Source organism: Pseudonocardia aurantiaca, from assembly GCF_039526725.1.
In the GTDB taxonomy this organism is placed as follows: domain Bacteria; phylum Actinomycetota; class Actinomycetes; order Mycobacteriales; family Pseudonocardiaceae; genus Pseudonocardia; species Pseudonocardia aurantiaca.
In genome coordinates, this window is the sequence record NZ_BAAAJG010000025.1 from 350,546 (window position 1) to 365,886 (window position 15,341).

21 protein-coding genes, 3 tRNA genes and 1 pseudogene are annotated in these 15,341 nt (G+C 71.6%); 20 read left to right on the forward strand and 5 right to left on the reverse strand.

Annotation, left to right across the window (positions count from 1 at the left end; genetic code table 11):
• Positions 1–56: 56 nt before the first annotated feature.
• From rpmG (ABD143_RS30350) to ABD143_RS30400, 11 genes and pseudogenes are all read left to right on the forward strand, one after another.
• Positions 57–221 carry a 50S ribosomal protein L33 gene (gene rpmG, locus ABD143_RS30350; protein WP_343984876.1) on the forward strand — a complete coding sequence of 55 codons (165 nt, stop codon included), beginning with the start codon at positions 57–59 and terminating at the stop codon, positions 219–221.
• 1 nt (position 222) lies between these two features.
• Positions 223–506, forward strand: a pseudogene (locus tag ABD143_RS30355) (30S ribosomal protein S18).
• 5 nt (positions 507–511) lie between these two features.
• Positions 512–748, forward strand: coding sequence for a 50S ribosomal protein L28 (gene rpmB / locus ABD143_RS30360; RefSeq protein ID WP_343984877.1), 237 nt, complete (start codon positions 512–514; stop codon positions 746–748).
• Positions 748–1,053 (forward strand): 30S ribosomal protein S14, encoded by a 306-nt coding sequence (rpsN, locus tag ABD143_RS30365; protein ID WP_343984878.1) that lies wholly within the window; start codon positions 748–750, stop codon positions 1,051–1,053. Before rpmB ends, rpsN begins: the two co-directional genes overlap by 1 nt.
• A 91-nt stretch (positions 1,054–1,144) precedes the next feature.
• Positions 1,145–1,217, forward strand: a tRNA-Thr gene (locus ABD143_RS30370).
• 28 nt (positions 1,218–1,245) lie between these two features.
• A tRNA-Met gene (locus ABD143_RS30375) sits at positions 1,246–1,321 on the forward strand.
• A gap of 35 nt (positions 1,322–1,356) precedes the next feature.
• Positions 1,357–1,524 (forward strand): 50S ribosomal protein L33, encoded by a 168-nt coding sequence (gene rpmG / locus ABD143_RS30380; protein ID WP_094926598.1) that lies wholly within the window; start codon positions 1,357–1,359, stop codon positions 1,522–1,524.
• 3 nt (positions 1,525–1,527) lie between these two features.
• A complete protein-coding gene (locus ABD143_RS30385) occupies positions 1,528–1,977 on the forward strand; it encodes an FAS1-like dehydratase domain-containing protein (RefSeq protein ID WP_343984879.1) in 450 nt (149 codons plus the stop codon).
• A 34-nt stretch (positions 1,978–2,011) separates the two neighbouring features.
• Entirely contained in the window at positions 2,012–2,449 is a 438-nt protein-coding gene (locus tag ABD143_RS30390; RefSeq protein WP_343984880.1) for a MaoC/PaaZ C-terminal domain-containing protein, read from the forward strand.
• An 81-nt stretch (positions 2,450–2,530) separates the two neighbouring features.
• Complete coding sequence (locus ABD143_RS30395) at positions 2,531–2,800, forward strand: DUF6400 family protein (RefSeq protein WP_343984881.1); 270 nt, start codon at positions 2,531–2,533, stop codon at positions 2,798–2,800.
• Positions 2,793–3,062, forward strand: coding sequence for a hypothetical protein (locus ABD143_RS30400; protein WP_343984882.1), 270 nt, complete (start codon positions 2,793–2,795; stop codon positions 3,060–3,062). The genes ABD143_RS30395 and ABD143_RS30400 overlap by 8 nt, the downstream gene beginning before the upstream one ends.
• 27 nt (positions 3,063–3,089) lie before the next feature.
• Here the strand turns inward: ABD143_RS30400 and ABD143_RS30405 are convergent, their stop codons facing one another.
• Positions 3,090–4,316, reverse strand: coding sequence for a pyridoxal phosphate-dependent aminotransferase (locus ABD143_RS30405; protein ID WP_343984883.1), 1,227 nt, complete (start codon positions 4,314–4,316; stop codon positions 3,090–3,092).
• 167 nt (positions 4,317–4,483) lie between these two features.
• Between ABD143_RS30405 and ABD143_RS30410 the strand changes: the two genes are divergently transcribed.
• The 5 genes from ABD143_RS30410 (at position 4,484) to rplA (ending at position 7,138) form a co-directional block, all read left to right on the forward strand.
• Positions 4,484–4,559, forward strand: a tRNA-Trp gene (locus ABD143_RS30410).
• A gap of 75 nt (positions 4,560–4,634) precedes the next feature.
• Positions 4,635–4,970 (forward strand): preprotein translocase subunit SecE, encoded by a 336-nt coding sequence (gene secE / locus ABD143_RS30415; protein WP_343984884.1) that lies wholly within the window; start codon positions 4,635–4,637, stop codon positions 4,968–4,970.
• 17 nt (positions 4,971–4,987) lie between these two features.
• Positions 4,988–5,845, forward strand: a complete 858-nt coding sequence (nusG, locus tag ABD143_RS30420; protein ID WP_379659648.1) for a transcription termination/antitermination protein NusG — start codon at positions 4,988–4,990, stop codon at positions 5,843–5,845.
• A 59-nt stretch (positions 5,846–5,904) separates the two neighbouring features.
• Entirely contained in the window at positions 5,905–6,339 is a 435-nt protein-coding gene (rplK, locus tag ABD143_RS30425) for a 50S ribosomal protein L11 (protein ID WP_343985021.1), read from the forward strand.
• Between the two features lie 76 nt (positions 6,340–6,415).
• Positions 6,416–7,138 (forward strand): 50S ribosomal protein L1, encoded by a 723-nt coding sequence (rplA, locus tag ABD143_RS30430; protein WP_343984885.1) that lies wholly within the window; start codon positions 6,416–6,418, stop codon positions 7,136–7,138.
• A 61-nt stretch (positions 7,139–7,199) separates the two neighbouring features.
• Here the strand turns inward: rplA and ABD143_RS30435 are convergent, their stop codons facing one another.
• Positions 7,200–8,297, reverse strand: coding sequence for a CaiB/BaiF CoA transferase family protein (locus tag ABD143_RS30435; protein ID WP_343984886.1), 1,098 nt, complete (start codon positions 8,295–8,297; stop codon positions 7,200–7,202).
• Positions 8,298–8,520: 223 nt separating this feature from the next.
• Positions 8,521–10,002 carry a MocR-like transcription factor YczR gene (gene yczR / locus ABD143_RS30440; RefSeq protein ID WP_343984887.1) on the reverse strand — a complete coding sequence of 494 codons (1,482 nt, stop codon included), beginning with the start codon at positions 10,000–10,002 and terminating at the stop codon, positions 8,521–8,523.
• A gap of 62 nt (positions 10,003–10,064) precedes the next feature.
• On the opposite strand from yczR, the gene ABD143_RS30445 reads away from it, so the two are divergent.
• Positions 10,065–10,310, forward strand: coding sequence for a hypothetical protein (locus ABD143_RS30445; RefSeq protein WP_343984888.1), 246 nt, complete (start codon positions 10,065–10,067; stop codon positions 10,308–10,310).
• Here ABD143_RS30445 and ABD143_RS30450 read toward each other — a convergent pair.
• Positions 10,278–10,688, reverse strand: coding sequence for a sterol carrier protein (locus ABD143_RS30450; protein WP_343984889.1), 411 nt, complete (start codon positions 10,686–10,688; stop codon positions 10,278–10,280). The two genes, ABD143_RS30445 and ABD143_RS30450, sit on opposite strands and share 33 nt — an antisense overlap.
• Positions 10,689–10,817: 129 nt before the next feature.
• The gene (locus ABD143_RS30455; RefSeq protein WP_343984890.1) at positions 10,818–11,480 is read right to left on the reverse strand and encodes a response regulator; all 663 of its coding nucleotides are present in this window, start codon (positions 11,478–11,480) and stop codon (positions 10,818–10,820) included.
• A gap of 52 nt (positions 11,481–11,532) precedes the next feature.
• On the opposite strand from ABD143_RS30455, the gene ABD143_RS30460 reads away from it, so the two are divergent.
• From ABD143_RS30460 to ABD143_RS30470, 3 genes are all read left to right on the forward strand, one after another.
• Positions 11,533–12,810, forward strand: coding sequence for a sensor histidine kinase (locus ABD143_RS30460; RefSeq protein WP_343984891.1), 1,278 nt, complete (start codon positions 11,533–11,535; stop codon positions 12,808–12,810).
• A 421-nt stretch (positions 12,811–13,231) separates the two neighbouring features.
• The gene (locus tag ABD143_RS30465) at positions 13,232–14,338 is read left to right on the forward strand and encodes an NDMA-dependent alcohol dehydrogenase (protein ID WP_343984892.1); all 1,107 of its coding nucleotides are present in this window, start codon (positions 13,232–13,234) and stop codon (positions 14,336–14,338) included.
• 32 nt (positions 14,339–14,370) lie between these two features.
• A complete protein-coding gene (locus tag ABD143_RS30470) occupies positions 14,371–15,336 on the forward strand; it encodes a R2-like ligand-binding oxidase (RefSeq protein WP_343984893.1) in 966 nt (321 codons plus the stop codon).
• Positions 15,337–15,341 lie beyond the last annotated feature (5 nt).

Here is a 15,341-nt window from a genome sequence, read left to right on the forward strand (position 1 = left end):
GGCGTCCCGGTGTTACCGTAGATGAAAATAGATATCGTTAACGAGAAGGGGTGGGCATGGCCCGCAACGAGGTCCGGCCGATCGTGAAGCTGCGCTCGACGGCAGGCACCGGAACCACGTACGTCACGCGCAGGAACCGGCGCAACGACCCGGATCGCATGGTGCTGCGCAAGTACGACCCGGCGGTCCGCCGGCACGTCGAGTTCCGCGAGGAGCGCTGACGTGCCCGTCGACGGGAAGAGGCAGCGCCCCCCGAGGCGCAAGGCCAACCCGCTGCACGCGAAGCGGATCACCGAGGTCGACTGGAAGGACAGTCCTTACCCGCCCCGCCGCCTCCGAAAGCTCCGGCGGCGTCCATCCCCGGCTCTATTGCTGCGCACGTTCATCTCCGACCGCGGCAAGATCCGCGCCCGCAGGGTGACGGGCCTGACCCCGCAGCAGCAGCGGCAGGTCGCCGTGGCGATCCGCAACGCCCGCTGCCCTACCCGCGCGCCGGGCGGGGGTGACGGCGGTGTCCAGGAGGTGTCAGCTCACCGGGCGGGAGCCCGGCTTCGGGAAGAACGTGTCGCACTCGCACCGGCGCACGAGCAGGCGATTCGATCCGAACATCCAGACGAAGCGCTACTGGCTCGCCGCCGAGGGCCGCCACGTGCGGCTGCGGCTGTCGACCGACGCGATCCGCACGGTCGACCGCATCGGGATCGACGCGGCCGTGGCGCGAATCCGCGCCCGGGGAGGGAAGGTCTGATGGCGACCAAGGGGAAGATCGCGCGAAACGAGCAGCGGAAGGTCGTGGTCGCCCGGTGCGCGGCCCGGCGGGCGGAGCTGAAGGCGATCATCGCCCGCCCCGCCAGTTCGGAAGCCGACCGCGCGGCTGCGCAGCGGGAGCTGTCCCGTCAGCCGCGTGACGCGAGCGCTACCCGCGTGCGCAACCGCGACGGTGTGGACGGCAGGCCGCGCGGCTACCTGCGGGCCTTCGGCGTCTCCCGGGTGCGCATGCGGCAGCTCGCGCACGAGAGCTACCTGCCGGGCGTGCGCAAGTCGAGCTGGTGAGCCGCACGACCAGTACCCGTTTTCCGGCCCGGCGCTGGCGTTGTGTAGCATCGTCAGCGGCCGCGCGGGAGTGACCGACCGCTCGGTGTGCGCCCCTTTAGCTCAGTCGGCAGAGCGTCTCCATGGTAAGGAGAAGGTCTACGGTTCGATTCCGTAAAGGGGCTCGGCGAGCTGGCCCGGCCAGTTGCGCGAAGCGGTGTAGCTCAGTCGGTAGAGCAAGCGGCTCATAATCGCTGTGTCGCCGGTTCAAGTCCGGCCACCGCTACCAGACAGCAGATACACAGCAAGCAGGAGGCACCCGCGATGGCGAAGGCCACCGACGTCCGGCCGAAGATCACGTTGGCGTGCGAGCAGTGCAAGCATCGCAACTACATCACCAAGAAGAACCGGCGGAACGACCCCGACCGGCTCGCGATCAAGAAGTTCTGCCCGAACTGCGGCACTCACCGCGAGCACCGCGAGACGCGCTGAGCCGTGCCCGACGCCTCGTACGTCGGGAAGGCGCTGCCGCCGACGGCCCCGTACCAGGTCAGCCGGGAGAAGATCCGGGAGTTCGCCCTCGCCATCGGCGAGGGCGATTCCGTGTGTCTGGACATCGACGCCGCGCGCGCCGCGGGCCACCCGGACGTGATCGCTCCGCCCACCTTCACAGTGACGTTCACCATGCCGGTGATCGAAGCGTTCCTGCTCGACCCCGCCTTCGGCTGGGACTACTCGCGCATGGTCCACGGCGATCAGTCGATCGTCCTGCACCGTCCGATCCACGGCGGTGACGAGCTGGTCACCACGGTCCACGTCGAGGACCTGACGACGCGGGCCGGCAGCCACATGCTCACCCTGCGCTGCGAGGTCGTCGACGCCGCCGGGGCGCCGGTGGCCACCACCAAAGCCATGCTCGTCACGCAGGCGGAGGCGGCGTCATGACCGCCGACGGGCTCCTTCCCGCGGAGGCGGCGTCATGACCGCGGTCGGCGACCAGCTCCCGCCTCTTCAGCTGCGCGTCACGCGCGCCGACCTGGTGCGCTACGCGGGCGCGTCCGGCGACTTCAACCCCATCCACTGGAGCGACCGCGTCGCCACCGGCGTCGGCCTGCCCGGTGTCATCGCGCACGGGATGCTCACGATGGCCCTCGCCGGGCGGATCGTCACGGACTGGGCGGGCGGCCCGGCCGCGGTGCGTAGCTACGGCGTGCGCTTCACCCGGCCCGTCGTCGTCCCGGACGACGACGAGGGCGCGCTGGTCGAGGTCACCGGCAAGGTCTCGGGCCTCACCGCGTCCGAGGACGGCCGCCACATCGCCAAGGTGTCGATCACGGCCACTTTCGACGGGAAGACCGTGCTGGGCCGGGCCGTCGCCGAGGTTGCGGTCGACGAGGACCTGCCAACCTTGGCGTGACCGACCCCACACCCGTGAGGATCGTCCCGTTCCCTTGGGGTGCGGGCGCCGGCGGAGAGTATCCGTAGGTCGGTGGACTTCATGAACGACGACCGGCTTGCCGAGCTCGAACGGGTGCGTCCTGACGATCCCGACGCGCGTCACCCGGCGACCACGTCCTCGCACGTTTTCGATCTGAGTGCCCACGAACAGCGTCGGCTCTCGGCCGTGCTCGCCGCGACACCGGACCTCGATCCCGGTGCCGTGCTGGCAGCCGAGGTCGAGGCGCACCGCATGCTCTACAGCGGCCTCGACGCCGAGCAACAGGCAGTGTTGCGCATGCTGGTGGACGCGGGGGTCCTCGATGCGTGACGCCGCAGCCGACAACGGCAGGCGTACCTGGACGGAATGTCCCCGCTGCGCCGACCACATGGCCTGCACCGCCTGCGACGAGGGTCGCAGCTGCGAGACCCATTGGCGCTACCTGCTGGCCGCGGAGGGCAGGAGGCTGTTCGTCCAGTGCCGGTCCTGCTGGCACCGCTGGTGGCACGACACCGGGTTCGGCGTCGGGAACCGCCCCGCCGAGGTCGACGAGATGGACGGCTTCCCGCCGCCGGGCCAGGCCGCGGCCTGAGCCTCGCCTGCGACCCGCCCAGGATCGTTAGACGGCCTCGCTGAGCAGCGCTCCCATCCGCTCCACGCCGGTGCGCAGGTCGTCGTCCCCCAGCGCGTAGGAGAGCCGGAAGAAGCCCGGCGTGCCGAACGCCTCCCCCGGCACCACGGCGACCTCGGCGTGCTCCAACACCGCTGCGGCCAGTTCCACGCTCGTCCGCGGGCGGCTGCCGCGCAGCTCCTTGCCGAGCAGGTCCTGCACCGAGGCGTAGGCGTAGAAGGCGCCGCGCGGGGTCGGGCACTCGACCCCCGGGATGGCCCGCAGGAGCTCAACGATCGTGCGCCGGCGCCGGTCGAACGCGGTACGCATCTCCGCCACCGCGTCAAGCGGGCCGGAGACGGCCGCGAGCGCGGCCCGCTGCGACACGTTCGCGACGTTGGAGGACAGGTGCGACTGGAGGTTCGTGGCCGCCTTGACGACGTCGGCGGGCCCGGCCAGCCAGCCGACGCGCCAACCCGTCATCGCGTAGGTCTTGGCCACGCCGTTCAGCACCACGCAGGTGTCGGCCAGCTCGGGCACAGCCACCGGCATCGAGACCGCCTCGGCGCCGTCGTAGACGAGGTGCTCGTAGATCTCGTCGGTGACGACCCAGATGCCGTGCTCGACGGCCCAGCGCCCGACGGCCTCGGTGAGCTCGCGGGACGCCACTGCACCCGTCGGGTTGGACGGGGAGCACCAGAGCAGCACCTTGGTGCGGTCGGTGCGGGCGGCGTCGAGCTGCTCGACCGTGGGCAGGAAGTCCGCCTCCGGGCCGCACGTGACGACTACGGGCACACCGCTGGCGAGCGTGATCGCCTCGGGGTAGGTCGTCCAGTACGGCGCGGGCAGGAGCACCTCGTCGCCCGGGTCGAGCAGCGTGGCGAACGCCTGGTAGACGGCCTGCTTGCCGCCGTTGGTGACCAACACCTGCGACGGGGCGATCTCGAACCCGGAGTCGCGCAGCGTCTTCGCGGCGATCGCCTCGCGCAGCTCCGGGAGGCCCGCGGCGGGCGTGTAGCGGTGGTTGCGCGGTTCGGAGCAGGCGGCCTCGGCGGCCGCGACCACGGCGGGCGGGGTCGGGAAGTCCGGCTCACCCGCGCCGAAGCCGATGACTGGGCGGCCTGCCGCCTTGAGCGCCTTCGCCTTGGCGTCGACGGCGAGCGTGGCGGACTCGGCGATCCCGCCGATCCTGGCGGAGACACGGGCGCGTGCGGTCGGTGTGGTGGTCGGGGCCATGACTGGATACTCCCGCACCGGAGCGGGGCGAGGAGCTGCCGGGTCGGGCGCGGGGTGTGCGATTTCAACCGCATATGCGGGGTGCCGTACACTCGCTCTGCTGGGTGCGTCGCACGCATGGCGCACTCCTTCGCACCCGAGCGGCAGGCCCGGGGCGAAGTTGGTCTAGGGGTGTAGCTCAACTGGCAGAGCAGCGGTCTCCAAAACCGCAGGTTGCAGGTTCAAGTCCTGTCACCCCTGCCACTGCAGGATGTGCTGGATCGGAGTACCGGAAAACGAGCGTGCGGCAGCGACCGCGGGCAGCTGGAGGATGCGGGCGTGACTGAGGAGCGCGAGGGCGGTACCGGGCGGGAGCGCCCGAGTTCCGCCGCCGACCGCAGGGGTCGGCGTTCCGGTCCGGCTCCCTCCGGCGACGGCAAGGGCCGGGCCACCGCGGTCCGCGACGGCCGGCCCGCCAAGGTGTCCCTGTTCGGCCGACTGGCGCGGTTCCTGCGCGAGGTGGTCGCTGAGCTGCGGAAGGTCATCTGGCCCACCCGCAACCAGCTGGTCACGTACACGATCGTGGTGCTGGTCTTCGTGTCGTTCATGGTCGCGCTGGTCTGGCTGCTGGACTTCGTGTTCGCGCAGGGTGTGCTTTTCCTGTTCGGCACCTGACCGGCACTACGCACGACATGGACGAAGGAAGCGAGAGGCACGTGACCGAGCGCGAGGTCGACCAGCGCGATGCCGTGACCGACGATGGCATCGACGAGTCGTCGACGCCCTCCGAGCTCGCGGCCGACGACGCCGACGACACGGCGGCCGACACCGGAGTTTCCGACGAGGACGATGACGTCGCCGACAAGCCCGAGGATGCGGAGGCTCCGGAGGGTCCCGACGACGCTGTCGCCGAGCCCGCCGCGGTTGAGGACGCCGAGGCCGACCCGGTGGAGGAGATGCGGGCCGCGCTCCGGCGCGCGCCCGGCGACTGGTACGTCGTGCACTCCTACGCCGGGTACGAGAACAAGGTGAAGACCAACCTCGAGACGCGGGTGCAGACGCTCGACGTCGAGGACTACATCTTCCAGGTCGAGGTGCCCACCGAAGAGGTCACCGAGATCAAGAACGGCCAGCGCAAGCAGGTGCAGCGCAAGGTGCTGCCCGGCTACATCCTGGTGCGCATGGAGCTCAACGACCAGTCGTGGGGCGCCGTGCGCAACACGCCCGGCGTCACCGGCTTCGTCGGGGCCACGTCGCGGCCGTCGCCGCTGTCGCACGACGACGTCATCAAGTTCCTGCTGCCGAAGGTCGAGCCCAAGCAGGCCGCCAGCACCGGCAAGAGCGATGTCGCCGCGGGTGCCGGCAAGCCGGCCGTCGAGGTCGACTTCGAGGTCGGCGAGTCTGTCACCGTCATGGACGGCCCGTTCGCCACGCTGCCGGCCACGATCAACGAGGTCAACCTGGACGCGCAGAAGCTCAAGGTCCTCGTGTCGATCTTCGGCCGCGAGACCCCGGTCGAGCTGGCGTTCAGCCAGGTCTCGAAGATTTGACCACCGCCGCGCGGCAGGCAGGCCCGCGGCGCGCACCACCGACAAACAGGGAAAACGAGATGCCCCCCAAGAAGCGGAAACTCTCCGCGATCATCAAGCTCCAGATCAAGGCGGGTGCGGCCACGCCCGCTCCGCCGGTCGGCCCCGCGCTCGGTCAGCACGGTGTCAACATCATGGAGTTCTGCAAGGCCTACAACGCCGCCACGGAGTCTCAGCGTGGCGACATCGTCCCGGTCGAGATCTCGGTGTTCGAGGACCGCTCGTTCACCTTCGAGCTCAAGACCCCGCCCGCCGCTCGGCTGCTGCTCAAGGCCGCCGGCGTGGAGAAGGGCAGCGGCGAGCCGCACGTGAAGAAGGTTGCCACGGTGACCATGGACCAGGTGCGGCAGATCGCGCAGACCAAGATGCAGGACCTCAACGCCACCGACATCGACCAGGCGGCGAAGATCATCGCCGGCACCGCGCGGTCGATGGGAATCACCGTTTCCGGCTGAGGCGTTCAGCGGGATGTAAGCGTGGGAGAGCCAGGCGTGGCTCGTACCACGAACCTCAGAGCACAGAGGAACAGTCATGGCACAGCGCAGCAAGGTCTATCGCAAGTCCGCCGAGCTGATCGACTCGGAGCGGCTCTACAGCCCGCTCGAGGCGGCCGGCCTGGCGAAGCAGACGTCCAGCGCCAAGATGGACGCCACCGTCGAGGTCGCGATGCGGCTCGGCGTCGACCCCCGCAAGGCCGACCAGATGGTCCGCGGCACCGTGAACCTGCCTCACGGCACCGGCAAGACGGCGCGCGTCATCGTGTTCGCCACCGGTGACAAGGCCGCCGAGGCCGAGGCCGCAGGCGCCGACGTCGTCGGCGCCGAGGACCTCATCGAGCGCATCCAGGGCGGCTGGCTGGAGTTCGACGCGGCGATCGCCACGCCGGACCAGATGGCCAAGGTCGGCCGCATCGCCCGCATCCTGGGCCCGCGCGGTCTGATGCCGAACCCGAAGACCGGCACCGTCACCCCGGACGTCACCAAGGCGATCCAGGACATCAAGGGCGGCAAGATCAACTTCCGGGTCGACAAGCAGGCCAACCTGCACCTCGTCATCGGCAAGGCGTCGTTCGACACCGAGAAGCTGGTGGAGAACTACGGCGCGGCGCTCGACGAGATCCTGCGGGCCAAGCCGTCGGCCGCGAAGGGCCGCTACATCAAGAAGGTCACGGTCTCCACGACCACGGGCCCGGGCATCCCGGTCGACCCGAACCGCACGCGCAACCTGCTGGTGGACGAAGCCCCCAGCGCCTGAGCGATCCCGATGACGAGACCCCCGGTGCGAAGGGCACCGGGGGTCTCGTCATTCGCGGGGATCACGACCAGTCGGTGAGGATGCTCTCCACTGGCTCCGGCGGTGTCGGGGCGCCTGGCACCGCCGTGCTCGTTCTCGAGAAGCGGGGTGCGGGGGCCGCCTGCGCCACGCCGTCGCGCTCCACGATCGTCGAGCGTGCGGCGATGTGCGGGTGGTCCGCCACCTCACCGAACGCCAGCACGGGGGTGACACAGGCGTCGGTGCCGGCGAAGACCTCGGTCCACTCGTCCCGCGTGCGGGAGGCGAAGACCTCCGCGAATCGCGCCTTCACCGCGGGCCAGCGGTCGCGGTCGAGCTGGTGGGGGAGGCCGGCGTCGGCGAGGCCGAGCCCCGCGAGCAGGGCCGCGTAGAACTGCGGCTCGATGGCCCCGACGGCCACGTGGCCGCCATCGGCGCACGTGTACGTGTCGTAGAACGGGGCGTGCCCGTCGAGGAGGTTGACCCCGCGCTCGTCGGTCCAGATCTTCTGCGCGAGGAAGCCCCACACCATCTGCACCAGCAGTGACGACCCGTCCACCATCGCCGCGTCGACGACCTGGCCCTCGCCGGAACGCTGCGCCTCCCACAGCGCGGCGAGCACACCGATGACCAGCAGCATCGACCCGCCGCCGAAGTCGCCGACGAGGTTCAGCGGCGGGACGGGGCGTTCCCCGGCGCGGCCGATCGCGTGCAGCGCGCCCGTCAGCGAGATGTAGTTGATGTCATGGCCGGCGCGGTCGGACATCGGCCCGTCCTGGCCCCACCCGGTCATCCGCCCGTAGACGAGGCGCGGGTTGCGGGCATGGCAGTCGGCAGGGCCGACGCCGAGCCGCTCCGCGACGCCCGGCCGGTAGCCCTCCATCAACACGTCGGCGTGCTCGACGAGCCGCAGTACAGCCTCGCGTCCGGCCGGGTCCTTCAGGTCCGCGGCCATCCGGCGACGGCCGCGCAGAGTCGGGTCGGGTGCGTCGGGCGAGCCGAGCTGCAGGCCTCCGGAGGGCCGGTCGACGCGGACGACGTCAGCGCCGAGGTCGCTCAGGACCATGGCGGCGTGCGGTCCTGGACCGATGCCCGCGAGCTCCACGACCTTCAGTCCGGCCAGCGGTCCGCTCCGACCCACCCGACACCTCCGTTGCTCGACGAGCCGAACTCTACTGTCGGCTGACTGGTTGATCCGGTTGCGGCGCGGTGGCCACGAACGTTGCCGGGGTGATCGCGGGATCAGAACGGCGCCTCGCAAGGCGCCCCCGCACCCTCGTACCGGGCGTACTTGGGTGCGGGGGCAACGCGGCGAGGCGTCGTTCTGGCCCGCGAGGACCCGGTGGACGTTTATGGCCACCGCATTAGGCCACAGCGACCGGCTCGGCGTCGGTGGCGGGCGCGGCGTGGTCGAGCTCGGCCCAGGCCAGCGCGAGCCGCTCCAGCGCGGCGTCCATCCGGTCCCGGCGCAGCGCGTAGGGCAGCCGGATCCGCCGCTCGAAAGCGCCGTCGACGCCGAACTGCGGGCCGGCCGCGAGCAGCACGTCGTGACGGCGCGCGGCCGTCGTCAGGCGGCTCGACACGGGCTCGGCCAGGTCGACCCACAGGCTGACCCCACCGCCCGGTCGCGACGGCGTCCAGCCGGGGAACGCCAGCGCCAGTCGTCCGAGCAGGTGGTCGCGGGCAGCTGTCAGCTCGGTGCGCCGTGCCGCCCGCACGCTGTCGAGGTCGGGCAGCAGGCGGGCGACCACGAGCTGTTCCAACGCCGGGCTGCCCAGGTCGATCGGCGCCCGCGCGGCGGCGAGCCTGCGGATCATCGCGGCTGACGAGCGGATCCAGCCGACGCGCAGCCCGCCCCAGAGGACCTTGCTCGCCGACCCGATCGTGAGCACGAGCGGAGAGTCGGCGGCACCGTGCGCGGCGACCGGGGGTACGCGCGGCGCGTCGAGAGCGAGCTCGGCGAGCGTCTCGTCCACGATCAGCGGGGTGCTGGTGCGCCGGGCGAGCTCGACGAGCCGCTCCCGGCTGGCCGAGTCGAGCAGGGCGCCGGTGGGGTTCTGGAAGTCCGGGATGAGGTAGGCGAGGCGCGGCGCGGCGTCCCGTACCGCGGACGTGAGCAGGTCGAGATCCCACCCGGCGGCCCCGTCGATCTCCGGCGTCATCGGAACCGGGACCGCGCGTGCCCCGCGGCTTGCGACCGCGACCAGCGCGTTGGGGTAGGTGGGGTGTTCGACGAGCACCCGGTCGCCCGGGCTCACCAGCGCGCTCAGCGCGATCGCGATCGCGTTCTGACCGCCGCCGGTGACCAGCACCTGGTCCGGGGACGTGGGCAGGCCGCGGGTGGTGAAGCGCTCGGCGATCGCCGCACGGAGCACAGGAATGCCCGGCAGGTCGTAGCCGTGGCCGCCGAGATGGGCGTCGAGGTCGTGCACGGCGCCCGCTGCCGCCGCACGCACCTGCTCGGACGGAGCCGGCAACGCCGCGTGCGCGAGGTCGTAGAACCCGCCGTCGCTGCGCGGGGAGAAGGTCGCGGGGGTGCCGCTCTCGTAGTGGTCGATCGGGAGTTGGGTCCAGCTTCCGGCGCCACGCCGGCTGTGCAGGACGCCGGACTCGCGAAGCGTGTCGTACGCGGTGGCGACGGTGGTGCGGCTGACGTCGAGGGCGGCGGCCAGCTCCCGCTCTGCGGGCACCCGCGTGCGCATCGGAAGGCGCCCGTCCAGCACCAGAAGGCGGATCCGGTCCGCCAACGCGCCGGCCAGGCCCCGGCCTCCGGGCGGTCGCCAGTCGCCGAGAAGCCGCGCGAAGCTGCGGGCGCCGATCCGCCGTTCGATCTCGACACGGTCCACGCGGTCCACTCCTGCCAAATTGGCCCTACTGAAGCGGGCCAATCCTAACCACGATGGAGGGCATGGATACGACAGTCGTCTGGACCCTGCTCGCCGTCCTCGTCGCCATCGCGATCGCCGCCCCGCGCTACGGCGTGGACAGCCGCTGGATGCCGCCAGGGCAGGCGCCGGCCCCACCTCGACGCGGTCCCACCGTGCGGGGGGACCTGGCCGCCCTGGCACGCCGGGCGCGTCGGACGTTCTACTCCAGCCGGCCGCGGGGCGGCAGCCGGCCGTCAGGCCTTGAGCAGGTCAGTCCGTCCCGCTGACTCCAGCTGCTCCTTGTACGGGCCGAACATGCCCTTGGCGAGCGGCAGCACCTTGAGCAGCTTCGCGACCGGCCCCTTGGCACGCACGTCGCCCTTGGCCAGCGCGACCGGCAGGATCACCTTGCCCAGCCAGAACCGGTTGCCCGTGTCGGCGGTCATGAACAGCTCGACGTTGGGTTCCGGGCCGAGGCCCGCTCCCTCGTGGATCTGCGAGTTCGGCATGTCGACGGTCAGCACGGCGTCCGGGTCCGTGTAGGTGATCCGCAGGACGATCCCGGTGGGCTGCAGCTTCGCCACCAGCTCCTGGTCCTCCATGCCCCGCCGGAAGATCCCACCCAGGTACTCGTAGACCTCGGCCTCGTCCTTGAACGCCGCCACGTCGCAGCCCCTCTCGTCGGTTCTCGTGTTCCGGCGCAGTCTTGCGCACCGGACGCCGCGGAAGGAGCACACGAACGGGCCACCCGCGGCCCGCGCGGGCCAGCACTGCCCTAACGGGCCAGCACCGCTCTAACGGTGCGGGTCGTCGTCGAGCAGCCCGTAGCGGCCCGCGAGCGCCGCGGCCTCGATCCGGTTGGCCGCGCCGAGCTTGTGCAGCAGCGAGGCGATCATGCGTTTGGCCGTGCGCTCGCTGACGAGCATCGGCTTCGCGATCTCGCTGGTCTCCAGGCCGCGGGCCAGCAGGGCCCAGAGCTGCAGCTCCCGGCTGCCCAGCCGTTCCACCAGCCCGTCGGCGGCGCGGTCGCTCGCCGCGAGCAGGGAGTCGAGCAGGTCGGCCCGGACCACTCGGACACCTGCAGCGACGGTGAGCAGCGGCGCGACGAGCACCTCCGGGTCGGCGGACTTGCCGAGGAACCCGGACGCCCCGGCCCGTAGCGCCGCGGCCGCGAGCCCGAGGTCGTCGGTGCCGGACAGCGCGAGCACCCGCGTGCGCGGGTAGGCCGCCGTGACCCGCCGGATCGTCTCGACCCCGCCGAGCGGGGGCAGCGCGAGGTCGACGATCGCGATGTCGGCGGCCTCCCGCCCGACCAGCGCAACGGCCTCCTCGCCCGCCGTCGTAGAGCCCGCCACGACGAACGTGTCGCCCGCGCGCGACTCCAGCAGGAGTGTCAGGCCCTGGGAGAACAGGGCGTGGTCGTCAACGATGACCACCACGTAGCGGCCGTCACGCACGGTGGGGCAGCCTATCCGGTGCTCGTCGCCCCCGGTGGGAGATGCTGACCAGGTGACCAACGACGCCCCGGCCGGCCTGCAGCGGATCGAGGAGCGGCCGGCCGTCGTCATCCGCCTGCTGGTCGTGGGTGCCGTCGGGTTGGCGCTCGTGTTCGAACCGCGGCTCGCGCAGGGTCGCGCAGCGCTGCTGGCCGGCCTCGTCGTCGCGGCGCTGGTCTACGCGCTCGTGCTCGGAGTGGCCTCTTGGCGGGGTGGGCGGCTGCTGCCGCCGCGGGTCGCCACGGCGATCGACGCCGTGCTGGCGCTCGTCGCATGCGGGCTCACCGGCGGCGCCACGAGCGTCATGGTCGCGATCCTGCCGCTGGTGGTGATCGCGGGCGCCCTCCGCGGCGGGGCGGTCATCGGGAGGCTCACCGCCCTCGCGGTCGGCGCCGGGTTCACCGTGGCGGCCGTGGCCGGCTCGGGCCCGGAGGTCGGCAGCGCTCAGCGCTGGCTCACCGGCGCGTGGTGGACGGGCTACCTGGTCGCGGCCGCCGTGCTCGTCGGGATCCTGTTGCGGATGCTGGAGCGCCAGTTCGGGGCCGCCGCCGAGGAGAGCGCACGGGCCATGGCCGAGCACGAGGCGTTCCTGGAGGAGCGCGACCTGCGGTCGAGGCTGCTCGCCGCCCAGGACGCGCGAATGGACGGCGTGCGGGTGGTGCTGCACGAGTTCCGGACGCCCGTCGCGTCGCTGACGGCGCTGGCCACCGACCTCGCGGCGGGACGGCTCACCGGTCCGGCGGCCGCAACGGCCACCCGTCTGCTCGCGGAGCACGCCGTGCACCTGCGGGACATGCTTGACGGCCTCGCCGACGTGGCGGTGCAGGAGGGCAGCCCGCTCGGCCGGGTGCGGGAGCGGCCGGTGCGGCTCGAAGAGCTCGCCGACGCCGTGCTGGATGCGGCGGCGGTGGAGCCGACCCGGAGGGCGCCCTCCGTCACCCCGCCCGACGCCGTGGTGCGCTGCGACCCGCAGCGCCTGCGCCGCGTGCTCACCAACCTCGTGGAGAACGCGGCCCGGCACAGCGGCAACGCGCCCGTCGAGCTGGATCTCCGGTACACGGACGGTCGGCTGGTCGTTGAGGTGCGCGACCGCGGCCCGGGACTGCCGCCCGGTCAGGCCGGGATCGTGACGGCGAAGGGCGTGGCGCTGGGGGACCGGCAGGGCACGGCCGGCCTCGGCCTGTGGATCGTCGAGTCCCTGGTGGCGTCGATGGACGGCGAGCTGCGCTTGCTACCCAGAGAAGGCGGCGGCCTGGTGGCCCACCTGAACCTCCCCCTCCCCACCCCCTGACCCGCGAGTCGCCGCAGAAGTGCGAGCGAGTCGCCGCGAAAGAGCGCGCGAGTCGCTGCGAAAGCGTGCGCGAGTCGGGGTGTGAGTGCGCGCGAGTCGGGGTGTGAGTGCGTCCGAGTCGCGGCCCAGGGGCACGTCGGGAGGCGGGTGCGCGAGGCGTCGGTGGCCGGGGCCGCGACTCGCGTGCACCCAGACCGCGACTCGCGTGCACCCAGACCGCGACTCGCGTGCACCCAGACCGCGACTCGCGGGCATTTCTGCGGCGACTCGCTTGCACTTCTGGCGCGACTCGCGGGTCAGGGGGTGGGGTGGGGTGCGGGGTTCTGGGTTCTGGCCCTGGATGGGTGAACTGGCACCTGCGGGCCACGGCAGGAACCCGCGGCCCGGTGTGCGGCGAGTTGATCGCCGTCATGCTGACCCCATGAAGACCACGGCAGCGGTGCTCTGGGAACTCGGCGGCAAGTGGGAGGTCGAGGAGGTCGAGCTCGATCCGCCCGCCGCGGGAGAGGTGCTCGTCGAGCTCGCGGCCAGCGGCCTCTGCCACTCCGACGAGCACCTGGTGACCGGGGACCTGCCGGTCGCCTACCCCATGATCGGCGGCCACGAGGGCGCCGGGCGGGTGGTCGAGGTCGGGCCCGGGGTGCACGAGGTGGCGGTGGGTGACCCCGTCGTCATGACGTTCCTACCGAGTTGCGGTCGCTGCAGCTACTGCGCGCGCGGCTACACCGCCCTCTGCGACGACGGCGCGGGCGCCACCCTCGGCCCGCAGCTCGACGGCACCTACCGCTTCCACGCCCGCGGCGAGGACGTCGGCCAGATGTGCCTGCTCGGCACGTTCGCGCGGCACACCGTCGTCCCGGTCAAGTCGGTCGTGAAGATCGACGAGGGCTTCCCGTTGCACCTCGCCGCACTCGTTGGGTGTGGCGTCACCACGGGTTTCGGCTCCGCCGTGCGCACCGCCGAGCTGCGTGCCGGCGACACGGCCGTCGTCATCGGGGTGGGTGGGATCGGCGCCAACGCTGTGCAGGGTGCCAAGGTCGCGGGCTGCCGGTACGTCGTGGCGGTGGACCCCGTGGAGTTCAAGCGCGAGAAGGCGCTGGAGCTGGGCGCCACGCACGTCGCCGCGAGCATGGACGAGGCCTGGAACGTCGTCTCGAGCATCACGCGCGGCCAGCTCGCCGACGCCGCGATTCTCACGACGGGTGTGGCCGAGGGCTCCTACCTGCAGCCCGCGCTCCAGCTCGTCGGCAAGAAGGGTCGGGTGGTCGTCACCGCGCTCGGCCACCCCGACGAGGAGACGGCCTCGCTCTCGCTGCTGGAGCTGACGCTCTACGAGAAGCAGATCCGCGGCGCGCTCTACGGCAGCTCCAACGGTCAGCACGACGTGCCGCGGCTGCTGGAGATGGCCAACCTCGGCCAACTCGACCTCGCGGGCCTCATCACCACCGAGTACTCCCTGGAGGAGATCAACACCGGCTACCGAGACATGCGCGAGGGCCGCAACATCCGCGGCCTGATCCGTTACTAGCAGCCAGCACACCACGGGCAAGGGGGCTCCACGTGAAGCGGTCTATCGAGCACGGCAAGCGCACCGGTTTCGCCACCCTCCAGAAGGGCGGCATCAACTTCGACTCGTTCCCGATGCGCCTGTTCGCCAAGGGCAACGGGCGGCAGTGGAACCCGGCCGACATCGACCTCAGCCAGGACGCGCGAGACTTCGCGGCGATGACCGACGACGAGCGCTGGTGGACCTGCTCGCTGGGGGCGCAGTTCATGGCGGGCGAGGAGTCGGTCACGCAGGACCTGCAGCCGTTCGTCGCTGCGATGGCGGCGGAGGGCCGGATCGCCGACGAGATGTACCTGACGCAGTTCGTCTACGAGGAGGCCAAGCACACCGAGGCCTTCCGCCGCTGGTTCGACGCCGTCGGGATCATCGACGACCTGCACGAGTACATCGAGCCGAACGACCACTACATGCAGATCTTCACGAAGGAGCTGCCCGACAGCCTCTACGCGCTCGGCAGTGACCCCTCACCGCGCAACCAGATCCGCGCCTCGGTGACCTACAACCACATCGTCGAGGGCACGCTTGCGCTCACCGGGTACTTCGCGTGGCAGAAGGTCTGCGCGGGCCGCGGGATCCTCCCGGGGATGCAGCAGATCATCAAGCACATCGGCGACGACGAGCGCAGGCACATGGCGTGGGGCACCTTCACCTGCCGCCGCCACGTCGCGGCCGACGACAGCCTCTGGGAGGCCGTCGACGAGCGGATGCAGGAGCTGCTCGTGCCCGCTATGGGCGTTGTCACCGAGACGTTCGACCAGTACGAGGGCGACGTGCCACCGTTCGACGTCGACATGAACGAGCTGGCCGAGTACGCGATGGACAAGGTCGGCAGGCGCCTGAGCGCGATCGAATCGGCGCGCGGCGCGAACGTGCGCACGATCGACCTCGATGCGAGCCCCGAGGTGCTCGAGGAGCGCTTCCACACCGAGGACGAGGCACAGCTCGCAGCCGTGAGCTGACGGCC